Genomic DNA, 15,436 nt, shown 5'->3' on the forward strand with positions numbered 1-15,436 from the left:
CGCTGGGCGCCCTGTCCGCCCCCGCCTCCGCGGACAACAACTCCGACGTCCAGAACATCACCATCCCGATCTGCGCCGACGTGCTCCAGTTCGCCGGCATCAGCGCCGACGGCTGCAACGTCGTCGACTGGAACGAGTCCACCGGCATCCACGTCGACTAGGGACTCCCTCGGCCCGCCGGTGCGACCGGGCTCCGGCAGCACCGGCGGTCGCACCGCCAACCGATAAGGACCAGCAACATGAAGCGCTTCTCCGCCGTCTCCGGGCTCGTGCTCGCCACCGGCCTGGCGCTGGGCGCCCTGTCCGCCCCCGCCTCCGCGGACAACAACTCCGACGTCCAGAACATCACGGTCCCGATCTGCGTCGACGCCGTCCAGGCCGCCCTGGCCAGCATCGACGGCTGCAACGTCGTCGACAAGAAGAGCGGCTTCACCACCTTCGTGGACTAAGGCGCCGCGAGCACGCAGGATCCCAGAGACGGGGCACGGTCCGCACACCGTGCCCCGTTCGCGTGTCCGGTGCCGGAACCACTGTTCTCCCTCTGTGAAACCGGACGGTAACCGAAGGTGTGTCCGCCATCCTGGTCAACATGCAGACAAGGAGGCAAGATGGCAGTCATGACCATCAGGCACACGGAAGCACCCGAACGGCGTCTGACCGTGGACGATCTGGAACACACCCCGGACGACGGACGGCGGTACGAACTGGTCGACGGGCGGTTTGACGTGTCCCCCGCACCCATGCCCATGCACAGTTCCGTGGACAGCCGACTGACGGTACATCTCGGTATGGAGGCACCGGACGAGTTCACCGTGCTGACCGGTCCGGGGGTGAACCTCAACGCCAACCGGACCCACCACCGAATCCCCGACCTGGCGGTCTTCGACTGCGACCCCCCGGACCGGGGCTACTTCCAGGTTCCTCCGGTGCTGGCCGTGGAGATCGTCTCCCCCGAGAGCGTACTCCGCGACAACCACACCAAACGCGCGGAGTACGCCGCGTTCGGCATCCCCTCGTACTGGATCATCAACCCGCTCCCCGACAAGGTCGGCATCGTCGAGTTCCGCCTGAAGGACGGGCTGTACCAAGAGGTCACCCAGGCCTACGGCGAGGAGGTGTTCGAGACCGAACTCCCCTTCCCCGTCCGGTTCGTACCGCACTGGCTCACCGCGAGGGGTTCGTGGCGCGAACACATCGGCGGACGGTCCGAAGAAGGCACCGCCGACACCGAGTGACCCCCGTCACCGCCCCGGGATGTCACACCCGGGGCGCCGTGCCCCGTTCGCGTGTCCGGATCGGGAACCGCTGTTCTCTCCCTGTGAAACCGGACGGTAACCGAAGGTGTGTCCGCCATCCTGGTCAACATGCAGACAAGGAGGCAAGATGGCAGTCATGACCATCAGGCACACGGAAGCACCCGAACGGCGTCTGACCGTGGACGATCTGGAACACACCCCGGACGACGGACGGCGGTACGAACTGGTCGACGGGCGGTTTGACGTGTCCCCCGCACCCATGCCCATGCACAGTTCCGTGGACAGCCGACTGACGGTACATCTCGGTATGGAGGCACCGGACGAGTTCACCGTGCTGACCGGTCCGGGGGTGAACCTCAACGCCAACCGGACCCACCACCGAATCCCCGACCTGGCGGTCTTCGACTGCGACCCCCCGGACCGGGGCTACTTCCAGGTTCCTCCGGTGCTGGCCGTGGAGATCGTCTCCCCCGAGAGCGTACTCCGCGACAACCACACCAAACGCGCGGAGTACGCCGCGTTCGGCATCCCCTCGTACTGGATCATCAACCCGCTCCCCGACAAGGTCGGCATCGTCGAGTTCCGCCTGAAGGACGGGCTGTACCAAGAGGTCACCCAGGCCTACGGCGAGGAGGTGTTCGAGACCGAACTCCCCTTCCCCGTCCGGTTCGTACCGCACTGGCTCGTCGCCAACGGCCCTTGGCAGAAGCACATCGGCGGACGCTCCGCGGAAGGCACCGCCGACACCGAGTGACCCCCGTCACCGCCCCGGGATGTCACACCCGGGGCACCGTGGTACGTCTTTGCGACATGACCACCGATGTCTTCGAAGAGCACCGCTCCCTGCTCACCGGTGCGGCCTACCGGATCCTCGGCACCGCGGCCGACGCGGAGGACGTCGTCCAGGAGGCCTGGCTGCGCTGGAACGCGGTCGACCAGACAGCCGTCGACGACCCGCGCGCCTACCTGGTCACCATCGCCTCCCGCCTGGCCATCGACCGCCTCCGGTCGGCGCGCTCCCGGCGCGAGTCCTACGTGGGCGAGTGGCTCCCCGAACCGGTCAGCGACCTGCCCGACGGCGCCGACCACGCCGAACTCGCCGACACCGTGGAGTACGCGCTCCTCGTCGTCCTGGAGAGCCTGAGCCCCCTGGAACGCGCCGTCTTCGTGCTCCGCGAGGCGTTCCAGTTCCCCTACTCCCGCATCGCGGAGATCATCGGCCGCGAGGAGGCCGCCACCCGGCAGTTGGCCAGGCGCGCCCGCGACCACGTCCGCGAGCGGCGCCACCGGTTCGACACCGACAAGGAGAGCCGTCGCCGCATCACCGAGCGGTTCCTGCGGGCCACCCTGGAGGGCGACCTGGACGGCCTCACCGCCCTGCTCGCCGACGACGCGGTCCTCGTCGCGGACGGCGGCGGCAAGGCCCGCTCCCCGCTGCGGATCCTGCACGGCGTGCGCCGGGTCGCGGGGTTCCTCCACGGCGTCGCCCAGGGGCGCAACACCCGGCGCTTCCTCGCCTCGGTGGGGCTCACCGGGATCGAGGGGATCGACAGCGGGATCACCGAGGTCAACGGGGCTCCGGCGGGCTATGTCGCCGTGCACGGCCGTATCGTGACGCTCGGGATCCTGGACGTGGCCGACGGCCGGATCCGCAGCGTGTACCTTGTGTCCAACCCGGACAAACTGTCCCGCCTGCGGACGCCCGGCACCCCCTGACGGCGAGCGCGTTCCCACCGACCCCCCGAGGTGACCATGACGACGACCTTCGGCCGCCCTGCACTGGCCCTGACAGCAACCGCGACGGCCCTGGTCCTCGTGCTGACCGCCTGCGGCTCCACCGCCGAACCGGAAGAGACCACCACTCCGGCACCGGCCGCTGAGGACACGGCGGCTCCGGAGGCCGCCCCGGAGTCGGGGGACACCTCCTCCGAGGTCCCAGCGGCTCTGGCGTTCGACACCACCACCGTGGACGGCGCGGACTTCTCCGGCGCCTCGCTCGCGGGTGAGCCCGCCGTCCTGTGGTTCTGGGCGCCGTGGTGCACCGTCTGCCGGGCCGAGGCGGCGAGCGTGGTCGATGCCTCCGAGCGCCACGACGTCGAGTTTATCGGCGTCGCCGGGCTGGGTGAGGTCGACGCGATGAACGGCTTCGTGTCGGACACCGGCACCGGCGGCCTGACCCACCTAGTGGACGGGGACGGCTCGCTCTGGTCGGGCTTCGGTGTGGCGAGCCAGCCCGCCTTCGCCTTCCTGTCCGCCGACGGGACCTTCGAGACGGTCCAGGGCGCCTTGACCGACGAGGAGCTCGACTCCCGCGTCGCAGCGGTCACCGACGGCGCATGAGCCAGCTCCCGTTCGCGATCGCGCTGGTGGCGGGCATGCTCGCGGTGCTCAACCCGTGCGGTTTCGCGCTGCTGCCCGGCTATCTGGCGCTGCTGGTCTCCGAGGGCAAGGGCTCCCACGGCCGGTGGCGTCCGCTGGTCCGGGCCCTGGCCACGACGGCGGCGATGACGGGCGGCTTCATGCTCGTCTTCGCCGGGTTCGGCCTGCTCATCACCCCGCTCGCCCTGTCGGTGGAACGCCACCTGCCCTGGGTGACGGTGGTGATCGGTGCGACGCTGGTCGCCCTGGGCGCGTGGCTTGCGGCGGGGCGGGAGATCACCCTGCTCCTGCCCAGGCCCTCCCCCGGCCGTCCGGTGCGGTCCCTGCGCTGGGCCCTGGTCTACGGGATCACGTACGCGATCGCCTCGCTGTCGTGCACGGTGGGTCCGTTCCTGGCCCTGACCACGGCCGCGCTGCGCTCGACCAGTCCGCTGGGGGCGGTGGCGGTGTTCCTGGCCTACGCGGCGGGGATGGGGCTGGTCGTGGGCGTCCTGACCGTGGCCGTGGCGCTGGCCCGGGACACGGTGGCCGCGCGCCTGCGCCAGGCCATGCCGTACGTGACGCGCGCCGGGGGCATGCTGCTCGTGCTGGCGGGGCTGTACGTGGCCTACTACGGGTGGTTCGAGCTGCGGGTGCTCTCCGGCGGGGCGGCCGACGACCCCGTGGTGGGGGCGGCGACCCGGGTGCAGGGGGAGCTGGTGCGCCTGGTCGAGGGGATCGGTCCGGGGTGGGCCGCGCTCGCCCTCGGTACGCTCGTCGCGGTCGTGGGCGGCGCGGCGTGGTGGCGGTCCCGCCGCGCGACGCGGTAGGCGCGGCGGGACCGGCGGCGCTCAGTCCCCTGCCGGGGAGCGGCCCGAGGCCCACTCGACGGCACCGGTGAGGTCGTCGTGGTCGAAGTGCCTCAGTTCGGCGTCGACGAAGTGGTTCGCCAGATGTGGCATGAGGTCGGCGAGTCTGCTGTCGGCGGCCAGCGCCACTCGGCGGATCCGCTTGTGGTGGTCCCGGACGAAACGCGCGTGGTGCAGGAGGCTGCTGATGTTCTCCCATCCGGGGAAGTCCCGGCTGTGGACCACCAGCCCGGCGAGTTCGCCGTGCGAGGCGATCCAGGAGTCCGCCGTCTGGGCCAGGGCGTCGAAGTCCTGGGCCCGCAGCGGCCCTTCCAGTTCGACCACGAGGACCCGGGACTCGGTGTCCATGCGGTGGGACACCCCCGGTCCCTCGGGCAGGGACTCCAGCCAGCGCAGGGCCTCGTCGCGGTCGCCGACGTCGAAGACCCGGACCGGGCACGGCATGAGGAAGGCGCCGAGGCGTGTGGACTCGCGGATCCAGGCGGTGTCGGTCACGACCGCGCACCCCTCGAAGAGCCGCATCGCGCCCATACCGACCTTGAAGTCCTCCCAGGCGGCCCCGGGTGTGAAGGAGTCGAACTCGGGTCCGAACTCGCAGAGCATGCGGATGCGGTGCTTCTCGCGCCGCGCTTCGTCGATGATCGGGTCGATCACCGTCTCGTAGTCAGTCCTGGTCACCTCGCCATGGGCCTTCACGGCGTCGATCCCCTTGGGAACGTCGGCGATCCTCTCCAGCACGGTCCTCTCCCTCCGTCGCGGTGTACGCCGTGGGGGGAAGGCGGCACAGAAGGGTCTACCCGCGCCACCTGCGGGTACACACGGTCCTCGGATCAGTGCCCGTGGGCACGGGGGCGGAGCCGGTCACCTGCCCGGCTCCGCCCCGGCACCGGGGCGCGTCCGCTTCCGGGTCAGACGTTGCGCATGCTCAGACCGTAGAGGGCCGCTGCGGTGACCAGGCCGTAGAGGACGTGTCCCATGAGGCTCATCATCGACGTCTGACCCATGGGGAACATGGCCATGCCCAGCAGCGCGGGCATCGCCATGAGGCCGCCCAGGACCCACAGCACGAGGCCGAAGGCCAGGCCGGCGCCGAGGACGGACCACACACGGTCGGCGAAGGCTCCGGCGATGATCCCGAACACCGCTCCGAAGACCGCCGAGATCGCCAGGTGCACGATCGCGCCCGCGACGACGCTCTCGCTTCCGACGAGCATGGCGACCATCGGGAGCATGCCCGTCAGGGCCATGAGGACCCCGAAGACCACACCGCCGACGAGACCGGCGGCCGCGCCCCTCCAGGCGTGGGTGAACGCGTGCGAGCGCGCGTGGGTGATGGTGGCGGACATGGCCCTCACCTCCAGCGGGGCTCGTGTGCGGGAACCCCGCACACGGTGTTCCTCACTCGGAGACCTACCCCCACGGGCACCGGTGGTCACGCCGTGGAGACCGGCCGGTGCCCGTGGGCGGTGGAACATGCCCTCAGACGTCCGAAGGCTATTCGGAGGCCGCAGTGGGGTCGGCGGCCCGGGCCGAGCGCATGAGGTCGGGCTCCAGGTAGATCATCGTGGCGATCGGGACCTCCTGCCGGACGCGCGCCTCGGCGGCGTCGATCGCACGGGCCACGCGCTGGGCGTCGTCCTGGCCGTCGACGGCGATCTTGGCGGCCACCAGCAGCTCCTCGGGGCCGATGTGCATGGTGCGCATGTGGATCACCGCGTCGATGTCCTCGGTGGCGGAGATGGCCCGCTCGATCTTGGTGACGTGCTCCTCCGTGGCGGACTCGCCGACCAGGAGGCTCTTCATCTCCACGGCCAGGACGACGGCGATCGCGACGAGCAGGAGGCCGATGGCCCCGGTGCCCAGGCCGTCCCAGACGCCGTTGCCAGTGATGAGGGTCAGGCTGACGCCGATGAGGGCGAAGACCAGGCCGAGGAGGGCGCCGGCGTCTTCCAGCAGGATGACCGGGAGTTCGGGCGACTTGGAGCGGCGGACGAAGTCGACCCAGCTCGCCTTGCCGCGGACGGCGTTGGACTCCTTGATGGCGGTGCGCATGGCGATCGACTCAAGGACGATGGCCACGCCCAGCACCACGATCGGGACCCACTGCCAGGAGTCGATCGGGTGGGGGTGGGAGATCTTGTGCCAGGCCTCGTAGAGCGCGAACAGGCCGCCGACGCTGAAGAGGACGATGGCGACGAGGAAGGCGTAGATGTAGCGTTCGCGGCCGTAGCCGAAGGGGTGGGCTGCGGTGGCGTCGCGTTTGGCACGCTTGCCGCCGAGCAGGAGCAGGCCCTGGTTCCCGGAGTCTGCGACGGAGTGGATGGCCTCCGCCAGCATGGACGAGGAACCGGTGAGCACGAACGCGACGAACTTCGTCACGGCGATTCCGAGGTTGGCCCCCAGCGCCACGACGACGGCCTTGGTACTTCCATCAGCAGCCACTGTGCTCTTCTCTCTGCGTCTTCCGGCTCGGTCAGGTCCGCATCCTAGCGATGCCCGGTGTCACCGGTCATACCGGAGGTGAACGAACACCGACCAGTGGTCGGCTTGGCCACTGTCGTGTATGGGCGGCCCATCGGTTCCGGGAACCGCCGAGCGACCGAAGTAGAGTGCGTGCGACCACGGTAAGAGCGCGTCGGCCGTCGAGGTTCGCCCTGGGGCGAACTTCGACCCCGGAACGAACCCCGGTGCGGTGTGCCTCCCCGCAGCGGCCGCGGGGTGCGGTACAACCGGTCGCTGGCGAGCCGACGTGCGGGGCCACCCGGGGGACACGGCTGGTGGCGCGGCTGCGGGCCCTTGAGCAGCGGCCCGGGTACGCCCCCATGGGCACGGACGAGTACCTGGAGCTGATCTGCGGCCGACGGTCCTGACCGACTCCCCCGTCCTCCGCGCCGCCGGGCTACCGGGCGGGGGCGTCCGGGTCCCCTCGGAAGACCTCCTTGCCGTGCCAGAGCACGTGGCCGGCGGCCGGGCCGGGGTGTCCGCCCTCCGGCCGAACGAGGATTCCCCATGGAAGAACGCATTGCATGCATCGCGTGCTAACGTCGTCTCATGACGAATGTGAGCATCAGAGACGTGCCGGACGAGGTTGTCAACAGAGTTCGCGCCCATGCCGCCAATCAGGGAAAAAGCCTTCAGGGCTACGTTCGCGAGCTCCTTGAACGAGACGCCCGGAACACGCCGCCAGCCCACGAAGGCAGCCGGGGAACACGGCTGGTCATGCGCCTCCGTGCCCTTGAGCAGCGATCCGACTATGCCCACATGAGCACGGATGAGTACCTGGAGTTGATTCGTGGCTGACACCATGGTCGATTCCTGTGTCCTCATCGACGTCATCAAGGAAGACCCCCTGTGGGCCGAGTGGTCGGCGACTGCGCTGACAAAGGCAGCCGACACCGGACGTGTGGTCATCAACCAACTGGTGTACGCCGAGGTGTCCCTGTCCCTAGCCGCCCCCGGTCAACTGGACGCCGCCCTTGACGATCTCGTGGATCGTGAGGACCTGCCCTGGAAAGCGGCCGAGCTCGCGGCGGCCGCACATGCCGAGTACCGCAGGCGAGGAGGGGCCAAGACCTCCCCCATGCCCGACTTCTACATCGGCGCGCACGCGGCCGTACACGGATACCAACTGCTGACGCGCAACAGGAAGGACTTCACGAGCTACTTTCCCGGTCTGGACATCGTCTCCCCCGGGCACTGACAACCCGCGGCCGGGGAGAAGCCGACGACGCACGACGCACCTCCGGCACGTGACAGCGATCGGCGACGGCCACGCGCGACAACATGTCCGCGCGTGGCCGTCGCCGTTTCCGCACCCCCGTGGCCAGGGGGTTGACAGAATGATTATCATTTTCATTGCCACTTCGCTTCCCCCGGGGGCGCGTCCCCCGCGTCCCCTCCTCCCCCGGCCGCCACGGATCCCCGCGAACCCGTGCTCCGGCCGCTCCCCCACCCCTGTCCCCAGAAAGGCGCACCGTGGCGCGGACCACCGCCCGACCCCTCCCTCCCCCGGCCACCGCCGAACCGCCTCCCCCTCGACCGGCTCGGCGCCGCCTCGGCGGCCCCTGGACGGTCGCCGCCCTGTGCGCGGTGCTGGCCGTCTCCGCCGTACTCGCGATCGGCCTGGGCTCGGCGGTCATCGCGCCGCTCGACACCCTGCGCTACCTGTGGGCCGGCACCAGCGGCGGCGTGATCGGCGCCGATGAGGTGACGCGCTACCAGATCACCTGGCAGCTGCGCACGCCCCGCGTCCTGCTGGCCGCGGTCGTCGGCGCGGGGCTGGGCGCGGTCGGTGCGGCCGTGCAGGCGCTGGTACGCAACCCGCTGGCGGACCCGTTCATCCTGGGCGTCTCCTCGGCGGCGTCGGTCGGCGCGGTCTCGGTGGGCGTGTTCGGCGTGCTGGCCTCGCTGGGGGTCTACGCGGTCTCGGCGGGCGCCTTCCTGGGAGCGCTGGGCGGGACGGCGCTCGTCTACCTCGCGTCGCTGTCGGCGGGCGGGGTGACCCCGCTGCGCCTGGTCCTCACGGGTGTCGCGCTGTCCTTCGGCTTCCAGGCGGTCATGGGGGTGATCGTCTACTTCGTTCCGGGCAACGAGGCCACGAGCACCGTCCTGTTCTGGACCATGGGCGGCTTCGGCGCGGCCACGTGGGGCTCCCTGCCGCTGGTCGCGGCGGTCGTGGTCGCCGGGATCGCGGTACTGGCCTCGGTGAGCCGCCGCCTGGACGTGATGACCCTGGGCGACGAGACCGCCGCCAGCCTGGGCGTGGACACCGACCGCCTGCGCCGGGGCCTGTTCCTGCTCACCGCCCTGATGACCGGCGCGATGGTCGCGGTGAGCGGCGCAATCGGGTTCGTCGGCCTGATCGTGCCGCACGTCGTGCGCATCGTCGCCGGGGCGGGGCACCGCCGCGTCCTGGTGGTCGCGCCGCTGGTCGGCGCGGTGTTCATGGTCTGGGTGGACCTGCTCGCCCGGGTGGTCGCCGCGCCCCGGGAGATACCGCTGGGCTTCATCACCGCGCTGGTCGGCGTGCCCGTGTTCGTCCTCCTGCTGCGCCGCAGGGGCTACCTGTTCGGAGGCCGCTGATGGATCTGCGTATGGATGGTGTGTCGGTCACCGTCGACGGCGCGGAGCTGGTGCGCGAGCTGTCGCTGGAGGTGCCCGGGGGCCGGGTGGTGGGTCTGGTGGGCCCCAACGGCTCCGGCAAGTCGACGGCTCTGCGCTGCGTCTACCGGGCGCTGCGCCCCTCGCGGGGCACGGTGTGGCTGGACGGGCGGGATCTGGGTGCCCTGAGCCTGCGCGAGAGCGCCCGGTCGGTGGCCGCGCTCACCCAGGAGGGCGGCAGCGACCTGGACTTCACCGCGGCGGAGATCGTCGCGCTGGGCCGTACGCCCCACCAGAGGGGCAACCGGCCCCTGGACGCGCGGGAACGGGAGGTGTGCCGGTCGGCGATGGAGCGCATGGACGTGGCCCACCTCGCCGACCGGGGCGTGCTTTCGCTGTCGGGCGGTGAGCGCCAGCGGGTCCTGCTCGCGCGCTGCCTGGCCCAGGAGCCGCGGGTCCTCGTCCTGGACGAGCCGACCAACCACCTGGACGTGCGGCACCAGGTCGGGCTGCTGTCCCTGGTCCGCCGGGCCGGGATCACCGTCCTGGTCGTCCTGCACGACCTGAACCTGGCCTCAGCGGCCTGCGACCGCGTCGGTGTGCTGTCGGGGGGTCGCCTGGTCGCCTCCGGCACTCCCCGGGAGGTTCTGGTCCCCGAACTGATCGAGCGGGTCTTCGGTGTGGCGGCCACGGTCGTCGCCCACCCCCGGACCGGAGCACCCCAACTCCTCTACTCCCTCACCGATGAGACAGAGAAAGAAGGTAGGACCCTATGAGTCACCGACGAGTCCGGCTGGGCACCCCCGCCGCGCTGGGCGCCCTCGCGCTCCTCACCGCGGGCTGCGGAGCCCAGGTCGAGGGCGGTACCGAGGCCGCGACCGGGACCGTCACGGTCCAGCGGTGCGGCGAGGAGGTCGAGTACACCGTCCCGCAGCGCGCGGTGGTCTACGAGGGCGGCAGCGCCGACAAGATGTTCGCGCTCGGCCTGACCGACCACGTGCACGGCTACGTACTGCCGCCTGCCAACCCGCCGGTGTCGGAGTCGCCCTGGGCGGCGGAGTACGAGCAGGTGGAGTTCCTCAGCGACGACCTGCTCAACCGCGAACTCGTGGTGGACGCCGAGGCCGACTTCGTCCTCGCCGGATGGAACTCGGGGTTCAGCGACGAGCGCGGGATCACCCCGGAGATCCTCGACGGCCTGGGCATCCAGAGCTTCATGCACGCCGAGTCCTGCTACAACTACCCCGGGTTCCCCGAACGGCACACGCCGTTCGAGGGCCTGTACACCGACCTGGAGCGGCTCGGGCAGATCTTCGGGGTGGAGGAGCGGGCCGAGGAGCTCGTGGCGGAGTACCGGGAGCGCGTGGCGGCCGTCCAGGAGCAGGCGCCCGAGGGCGACCCCGTGCCGGTCTTCCTCTACGACTCGGGCACCGACCAGCCGTTCACCGCGGCGAGCCAGGTCCCCGCCAACGAGATCATCGAGTTCGCGGGCGGTGAGAACGTCTTCGGTGACCTGGACGAGCGCTGGACCCAGGTGGGCTGGGAGGCCGTCGTGGAGGCGCAGCCGGAGGTGATCATCATCTTCGACTACGGCGACCAGCCCGCCGAGGACAAGATCGCGTTCCTGGAGGAGTACGAGGCCACCGCCGACCTGCCCGCGGTCCGCGACGACAACTTCTACATCCTCGACTACAACGAGGGCATCTCCAGTCCGCGCAACATCGACGGCCTGGAGGGCTTCGCCGAGTACCTGCGCACGCTGGACGCGTAGCGGCGGCGACGCCACGGGCCCGCGCGGAGGCGATCCGCGCGGGCCCGTCCGTGGCGCGGGGCTCAGGCGCTCCGGTCGAACCTGGCCTGGCGGGGCGGCCCGGCCCGCCGCCACTCCATGCGTGCCCAGGGCAGGCGGAGCTCGGCGGTGTCGGCGATGTCCAGGGGTTTGAGGTCCTCCACCGCGGTGGCCTCCCGGTGCCGGGCGAAGACCGAGTCGGTGTAGCGGTGGCCGGTGTCGGCGGCGACGAACACCACCGTCCGCGCGGGGTCGTGCGCGCGCTCCCACCGGGCTGCCAGGTAGGCGGCGCCGCTGGAGAGGCCCGCGAACACGGCGTGCCGCCGCAGCAGGTCGACCGTCCCGGACAGGGCGGCGTCGAACCCGGTCCAGTGCACGGTGTCGTAGAGGGCGTGGTCGACGTTGCCGAAGGGGATGGCGCTGCCGATGCCCGCGATGATGATGTCCCGGTCGGGGACGCCGTCGCTGGCGAAGGTGACACTGCCGAACGGCTGCACGCCCACCATCCGGGTGTCCGGGTCCCCCTCCCGCAGGTAGGTGCCCAGTGCTCCGCTGGACACTCCGGTGCCGACACCGCACACGAGTGTGAGGTCCCCGCTAACCTCGCGGCGGAGCGTCTCGGCGACCTCGCGGTAGCCCAGGTAGTGGACGGGGTCGTGGTACTGGCGCATCCAGTGGTAGTCGGGGTGGGCGGCGATGATCTCCCGGACGCGGCGGACGCGGCGGTTCTGGTCGAGTCTGAGGTCGTCGGTGGAGGCCATCTGCTCCAGGCGGACCCCGAGGATGTCGAGCTGGGCGCGCAGGGTGGGGTCGACTGTGGTGGAGCCGACGATGTGGCAGCGCAGGCCGTAGCGGTGGCAGGCCAGTGCGAGTGCGTGTGCGTAGACGCCGCTGGAGCTGTCGATCACGGTGTCACCGGGGCGGACGGTCCCGGTCTCGATGAGCCGACGGACGGCGGCCAGGGCGGAGACCACCTTGAGGGTCTCGAACCGCAGGCAGACGAGGCCGCCGCCGAGGTCGATGAGGTCGGGGCGGCCGATGGCGTCGGACGCGTGCTGGTCCACGGGTTCTACTCCTTGGCAGGGGGCGGGCGGGCGCGCGGGAGGGATGGACGGCGCGCGCCCGCCCTGCTGGTGGGGGCAGCCGGTCAAACAGCGGCCCGGTAGCGGTAGAGCACGGTGGGATCGGCGCTGAACTGGGAGAAGGGGAAGGGTTCGGCGCACACCCCGGCGACCCCGTGGCCGAGGAGGGCGCGTGCGACGGCGCTCGCGCTCTGGGCGTAGACGTACAGCGGGATCCCGCGCCCCCGGCACCGGTCGAGGAGCGGGCCGAAGGTGCCGTTGCCGAGGGTCATGCCGGTGGCCACGACGGCGTCGGCGGCGTCGACCGCCTCCTCCATCGAGTCCGTGACCGGGTCGCCCCAGCGGGTGGTGCGCAGGTTCAGGTCGCAGGGCAGGCACACGCCGCCGCGTGCGCGGATGGCGGCCACGAGGGGGTTGACGACCCCGATGAGCGCGATCCTGGCGCCCTCGGTGACGGGGGCCAGTTCGGCGATGGCGGCGTCGCGGGCGGCGGCGCGCCGCTCGGGGGTTCCGGCGGGCAGGGTGACCGGTTCGGCCCGGGGGTCGTCGCGGTGGGGGGCGGTGTGGGCGAGGTAGGCGTCCAGTGCGGCGATGCGCAGGGGCAGCGGGCCGTCGGCCAGCAGGTCGGCCAGGGGCGCGCCGGAGGCCTTTTCGCACAGCTCCGGGGTGATCCGCCCGGCCTCGAAGGAGCAGGCGCCGAAGGACGCCCCGACGCGGACGGCGACGTAGTGGTTGAGGTAGGTGGTGTCCCCTCCGGCGAGCCGGGTGCCGTGGTGGAGCCAGAAGACACTGGTGGCCACGGTGTCCCCGGCCCGGCCGAGGGCATCGCGGAAGAGGTCGTCGACGGTCATCGGCGGGCGTCCTCCCGGAAGCGGAGAAGGTAGGTGAGGACCCCGTCGCCCCAGTCGTGCCGGTAGTGGACCTCGCCGAGGAAACCGGACTTCTCGGCGTGGGTGACGATGGCGCGCAGATCGGCGGTGTTGGAGGCGATGAGGTAGACGTCGGCGCCGGGGGCCAGGAGGGCGCGGTCGCGCAGTTGGGCGAAGAACGCGGCGGCGATGGGGGCGCCGACGCAGACGTTGCGCACCACATCGGGGTCGGTGCTGGTGGGGCGGCTGACGGCAGGGGGGTTGAAGGTGACCGTGTCGAAGCGGGTGCCGTCGGGCAGGTCGGTGAACATGTCGCTGACCACGGGTACGAGTCTGGTGTCGGTCCTGCCGTCCAGAAGGCGGGCGAAGTTGCGGGCGGCGGCCTCGACGCTGGGCGCGTGTACGTCGATCGCGTGGACCTCGGCGGCCCCGCGTACCCCGGCGGCGACGGCCTCCACGCCCAGGCCGACGCCCATGGCGGCGTAGCGCTTGCCGCGGACGTCGATGTCGTCGTCCAGGAGGCGCTGGTGGATCATCCGGCTGGTGCCGCCGGGAAGGAAGACCCCGGGCGGGACCTGGAAGTCCCAGCCGTTCCAGGTGTAGGAGCGGGTGGTGTGCAGGTCGTTCCTGGGCGGGTTGACGGCGAGGATCTGTTCTTCGGGCAGCGGAGGGGGCAACTGGTCTGCGAGGGAGCGCTCCACGGGAGTCCTTCCATGACGCGGAGACGAGGGAACGCCTGCGGGGTCGGCGCTCCCGCATCAGGGGGCGTGCGCTATCGTAGTGAAAACGATAACCGTTGTCACTAGTTGGTGTTACGCACCACACACTCGATCTCCCGGAAAGGACGTCGGACGACCGTGTCCCATCCCCAGAAGACCGCCGCCGGCCGCGGCGCCCCACCGCGCACGCACGTACTGACGGACCCGGCCTTCCTCCGGCTGTGGACCGGGAGCACCGCCTCCGGCCTGGCCACGTGGGCGATGCCGTTCATCCTCGGCCTGGCCGTCCTCGACGGGTCGCTCACCGCCGTGGGGCTCGGCGTGGTGCTGGCCACGCGCACCGCCGGGTTCCTCGTCGCCCTCCCCCTGGGCGGCCTGCTCGCCGACCGCTTCTCCCGCCGATCGGTGGTGCTGTGGGCCGGGCTCACCGCCGCCCTGGCCACCCCGGTGGTCGCCGCAGGGGTGGAGGCGTCGGCCCTCGTGCTCGCTGCGGTCGCGGCGACGGCCGTCGGCGCGGGGCAGGGCGCGTGCCGACCCGCGTTCCAGGCGCTCACCGCCGAGGTGGTCGACGAACCGAGGCGCCAGCGGGCGAACGCGGCGCTGACCATCTCCGTGCGGGTGACCACCCTGGTCGCCCCCGGGATGACGGCCCTGCTGTCCACCGCCCTGGGTACGAGCGCCCTGCTGCTGGTCACGGCCCTGCTGTGGGCGGTCGCCGCCCTGGCACCGCCGAAGGGCGCGCGGACCCGTCCCGGATCCGTCTCCCCCGGACGGTGGTCGCCGGTCACCGACTTCGCCGAGGGGCTGCGCGAGGCGCGGCGGCACCCCTGGTTCCTCGCGGGACTGGGGGCGCTGACCGCGGTGATCGCCACCGGGTACTCCGCGACGGGTGTCCTGCTGCCCGTGGTCAGCCGCGACACGTTCGGCACCGAGGCGGTGCTGGCGGGTGCGATGACCGCCTACACCGCCGGCGCCCTGGCCGGGGCACTGCTCATCGGGCGGTGGCGTCCCTCCGCACGGGGGTGGGCGTCCCTGGGCGGGCTGGCGCTGTACGGGTTCGCCCCGCTGAGCCTGCTGGTGCCGGTGAGCCCGTGGACGGTGGCCGCGGCCTACGTCCTGGCGGGGATCGGCATCGAACTGTTCAACGTGCCCTGGTTCACCGCCGCGCAGCGCGAGGTGGCACCGGACAAACTCGCCCGGGTCTCCTCGCTGGACTTCCTGTTCTCCTACGGGCTGGCCCCGGTCGGCCTGGCCCTGATCGCCCCGGCCGCCCAGGCGGTGGGCACCGACGCGGTGCTCGCCGTGTGCGCGGCCCTGTGCTTCCTCGCCCCGGGCGCCGCCGCCCTGGCGCCCGGGGCGAAGCGCTTCAGCGCCCGCACCGCCTGACCGCGCCC

Annotated in this window: 18 protein-coding genes; 12 read left to right on the forward strand and 6 right to left on the reverse strand. The window is 71.5% G+C overall.

Translation table 11 applies throughout. The annotated features are described in order from the left end of the window. The first annotated feature begins 239 nt into the window (after positions 1-239). From ACFHWE_RS12785 to ACFHWE_RS12810, 6 genes are all read left to right on the forward strand, one after another. Entirely contained in the window at positions 240-449 is a 210-nt protein-coding gene (locus tag ACFHWE_RS12785) for a hypothetical protein (protein ID WP_416601457.1), read from the forward strand. A 168-nt stretch (positions 450-617) separates the two neighbouring features. Beyond that, positions 618-1,235: a Uma2 family endonuclease gene (locus ACFHWE_RS12790; RefSeq protein WP_416601459.1), complete on the forward strand. Its 618-nt coding sequence runs from the start codon at positions 618-620 to the stop codon at positions 1,233-1,235. Between the two features lie 157 nt (positions 1,236-1,392). Continuing rightward, positions 1,393-2,010: a Uma2 family endonuclease gene (locus ACFHWE_RS12795; RefSeq protein ID WP_416601460.1), complete on the forward strand. Its 618-nt coding sequence runs from the start codon at positions 1,393-1,395 to the stop codon at positions 2,008-2,010. Between the two features lie 56 nt (positions 2,011-2,066). Further along, a complete protein-coding gene (sigJ, locus tag ACFHWE_RS12800; RefSeq protein WP_416601461.1) occupies positions 2,067-2,972 on the forward strand; it encodes an RNA polymerase sigma factor SigJ in 906 nt (301 codons plus the stop codon). 36 nt (positions 2,973-3,008) lie between these two features. Then, positions 3,009-3,596 (forward strand): redoxin domain-containing protein, encoded by a 588-nt coding sequence (locus ACFHWE_RS12805; protein ID WP_416601463.1) that lies wholly within the window; start codon positions 3,009-3,011, stop codon positions 3,594-3,596. Continuing rightward, a complete protein-coding gene (locus tag ACFHWE_RS12810) occupies positions 3,593-4,444 on the forward strand; it encodes a cytochrome c biogenesis CcdA family protein (protein WP_416601465.1) in 852 nt (283 codons plus the stop codon). Before ACFHWE_RS12805 ends, ACFHWE_RS12810 begins: the two co-directional genes overlap by 4 nt. A 21-nt stretch (positions 4,445-4,465) precedes the next feature. On the opposite strand, the gene ACFHWE_RS12815 is transcribed toward ACFHWE_RS12810, so the two are convergent. From ACFHWE_RS12815 to ACFHWE_RS12825, 3 genes are all read right to left on the reverse strand, one after another. Further along, entirely contained in the window at positions 4,466-5,221 is a 756-nt protein-coding gene (locus tag ACFHWE_RS12815) for an STAS/SEC14 domain-containing protein (protein WP_416601467.1), read from the reverse strand. A gap of 170 nt (positions 5,222-5,391) precedes the next feature. Next, positions 5,392-5,829 (reverse strand): hypothetical protein, encoded by a 438-nt coding sequence (locus ACFHWE_RS12820; protein WP_416601469.1) that lies wholly within the window; start codon positions 5,827-5,829, stop codon positions 5,392-5,394. Positions 5,830-5,977: 148 nt separating this feature from the next. Continuing rightward, positions 5,978-6,925, reverse strand: coding sequence for a cation diffusion facilitator family transporter (locus ACFHWE_RS12825; RefSeq protein ID WP_416601471.1), 948 nt, complete (start codon positions 6,923-6,925; stop codon positions 5,978-5,980). 618 nt (positions 6,926-7,543) lie between these two features. Between ACFHWE_RS12825 and ACFHWE_RS12830 the strand changes: the two genes are divergently transcribed. The 5 genes from ACFHWE_RS12830 to ACFHWE_RS12850 all read left to right on the forward strand — a co-directional run bounded on the left by ACFHWE_RS12830 (position 7,544) and on the right by ACFHWE_RS12850 (position 11,354). Beyond that, on the forward strand, positions 7,544-7,783 hold the full coding sequence (locus ACFHWE_RS12830) for a FitA-like ribbon-helix-helix domain-containing protein (protein ID WP_416601473.1): 240 nt from the start codon (positions 7,544-7,546) through the stop codon (positions 7,781-7,783). Continuing rightward, positions 7,776-8,183 carry a type II toxin-antitoxin system VapC family toxin gene (locus ACFHWE_RS12835; RefSeq protein WP_416601475.1) on the forward strand — a complete coding sequence of 136 codons (408 nt, stop codon included), beginning with the start codon at positions 7,776-7,778 and terminating at the stop codon, positions 8,181-8,183. Before ACFHWE_RS12830 ends, ACFHWE_RS12835 begins: the two co-directional genes overlap by 8 nt. 275 nt (positions 8,184-8,458) lie before the next feature. After that, positions 8,459-9,565, forward strand: a complete 1,107-nt coding sequence (locus tag ACFHWE_RS12840; RefSeq protein ID WP_416601476.1) for a FecCD family ABC transporter permease — start codon at positions 8,459-8,461, stop codon at positions 9,563-9,565. Further along, a complete protein-coding gene (locus tag ACFHWE_RS12845; protein WP_416601478.1) occupies positions 9,565-10,359 on the forward strand; it encodes an ABC transporter ATP-binding protein in 795 nt (264 codons plus the stop codon). Before ACFHWE_RS12840 ends, ACFHWE_RS12845 begins: the two co-directional genes overlap by 1 nt. Beyond that, positions 10,356-11,354 carry an ABC transporter substrate-binding protein gene (locus ACFHWE_RS12850; protein ID WP_416601480.1) on the forward strand — a complete coding sequence of 333 codons (999 nt, stop codon included), beginning with the start codon at positions 10,356-10,358 and terminating at the stop codon, positions 11,352-11,354. The genes ACFHWE_RS12845 and ACFHWE_RS12850 overlap by 4 nt, the downstream gene beginning before the upstream one ends. A gap of 62 nt (positions 11,355-11,416) precedes the next feature. On the opposite strand, the gene ACFHWE_RS12855 is transcribed toward ACFHWE_RS12850, so the two are convergent. From ACFHWE_RS12855 to ACFHWE_RS12865, 3 genes are all read right to left on the reverse strand, one after another. Continuing rightward, positions 11,417-12,436 carry a pyridoxal-phosphate dependent enzyme gene (locus ACFHWE_RS12855; protein WP_416601481.1) on the reverse strand — a complete coding sequence of 340 codons (1,020 nt, stop codon included), beginning with the start codon at positions 12,434-12,436 and terminating at the stop codon, positions 11,417-11,419. A gap of 83 nt (positions 12,437-12,519) precedes the next feature. Next, complete coding sequence (locus ACFHWE_RS12860; RefSeq protein WP_416601483.1) at positions 12,520-13,305, reverse strand: Rossmann-like domain-containing protein; 786 nt, start codon at positions 13,303-13,305, stop codon at positions 12,520-12,522. After that, positions 13,302-14,024: a methyltransferase gene (locus tag ACFHWE_RS12865; protein WP_416601484.1), complete on the reverse strand. Its 723-nt coding sequence runs from the start codon at positions 14,022-14,024 to the stop codon at positions 13,302-13,304. Before ACFHWE_RS12865 ends, ACFHWE_RS12860 begins: the two co-directional genes overlap by 4 nt. Positions 14,025-14,180: 156 nt before the next feature. Here ACFHWE_RS12865 and ACFHWE_RS12870 point away from each other — a divergent pair, with 156 nt between their 5' ends. Then, positions 14,181-15,428: an MFS transporter gene (locus ACFHWE_RS12870; protein WP_416601486.1), complete on the forward strand. Its 1,248-nt coding sequence runs from the start codon at positions 14,181-14,183 to the stop codon at positions 15,426-15,428. Positions 15,429-15,436 lie beyond the last annotated feature (8 nt).

The organism is Nocardiopsis sp. LOL_012 (assembly GCF_048060475.1).
GTDB lineage: Bacteria > Actinomycetota > Actinomycetes > Streptosporangiales > Streptosporangiaceae > Nocardiopsis.